Origin of the sequence: Ardenticatena maritima (assembly GCF_001306175.1) — a bacterium.
Taxonomy (GTDB): Bacteria; Chloroflexota; Anaerolineae; order Ardenticatenales; family Ardenticatenaceae; genus Ardenticatena; species Ardenticatena maritima.
In genome coordinates, this window is the sequence record NZ_LGKN01000008.1 from 1 (window position 1) to 1,518 (window position 1,518).

The 1,518-nt window shown below is 62.5% G+C and carries 1 protein-coding gene; it reads left to right on the forward strand.

Annotated features, from left to right (window positions below; translation table 11 throughout):
• On the forward strand, positions 1-1,503 hold a 1,503-nt coding region (gene groL, locus SE16_RS12955), incomplete at its 5' end, for a chaperonin GroEL (protein WP_060687708.1).
• Positions 1,504-1,518 lie beyond the last annotated feature (15 nt).

The window sequence follows — 1,518 nt, forward strand, 5'->3', positions numbered from 1 at the left end:
GGTCCCACGGTCACGCATGACGGTGTGACGGTGGCGAAGGAAATCGAACTGGAAGACCCCTTCGCCAACATGGGCGCGCAGATGCTCAAGGAAGCCGCCACCAAGACCAACGACGTGGCCGGCGACGGGACGACCACCGCGACGGTTCTGGCGCAAGCCATCGTCAACGAAGGGTTGAAGAACGTGGCCGCCGGCGCCAACCCGATGCTCCTCAAGCGCGGGATTGAAAAGGCCGCGGCGCGTGTGGCTGAATACATCCGCGAAATCGCCGTCGACGTCGAAAGCCGCGACGACATCGCGCACGTGGCGACGATTAGCGCGAACGACCCCGAAATCGGCCAACTGCTCGCCGACGTGATGGAAAAGGTCGGCAAGGACGGCGTCATCACGGTCGAAGAAAGCAAGACCGGCCTCGACATGGAAGTCGAATACGTCGAGGGGATGCAGTTCGACCGTGGCTACATCAGCCCCTACTTCGTGACGGATGCCGACCGCATGGAAGCGGTGCTTGAAAACCCCTACATCCTGATTCACGACAAGAAGATTTCCAGCGCGCAAGACCTGGTGCCGGTGCTCGAAAAGGTCTTGCAGAGCGGCAACCGCAACCTGCTCATCATCGCCGAAGACGTGGACGGCGAAGCGCTGGCGACGCTGGTGCTCAACAAGCTGCGCGGCACCTTCAACGTGGTGGCCGTGAAAGCGCCGGGCTTCGGTGAACGCCGCAAAGCCATGCTGCAAGACATCGCCATCCTGACCGGCGGTACGGTCATCAGCGAAGAACTGGGCCGCAAGCTCGAATCGGCTACGCTGGCGGACCTGGGCCGCGCTGAAAAGGTGGTCGTCACGAAGGACGATACCACGATTGTGGGCGGCAAAGGCAAGCCCGAAGACATCAAGGCGCGCATCAACCAGATCAAGGCGCAAATCGAAACGACCACCAGCGACTACGACCGCGAAAAACTGCAAGAACGCCTGGCGAAGCTGGCTGGTGGTGTGGCGATCATCCGCGTGGGCGCCGCCACGGAAACCGAATTGAAGGAAAAGAAGCATCGCGTGGAAGACGCGCTGAGCGCGACCCGCGCCGCCGTGGAAGAAGGTATCGTGCCTGGTGGTGGTGTGGCGCTGCTCACCGCGCAGAAGGTGCTGGACGACAACCTTGGCTTGGAAGGTGACGAAGCCACCGGTGTGAAGATTGTGCGCCGTGCGCTCGAAGAACCGCTCCGCCAGCTGGCGGCGAACGCCGGTCTGGATGGTGCGGTGGTGGTCGGTGAAGTCCGCCGCCTGCAAGCCGAAAAGAACACGCCCTACATCGGCTTCAACGTGCTGACGGGCGAATACGTGGACATGGTGAAGGCGGGCATCATTGACCCGGCGAAGGTGACGCGCTCGGCGTTGCTCAACGCGGCCAGCATCGGCGCGATGATTCTGACGACCGAAGCGCTGGTGACGGACCTGCCCGAAAAGGAAAAGGCCGACGCCGGCACGCCGCCGATGGACTTCTAAGCCCGCGTTCCTGAG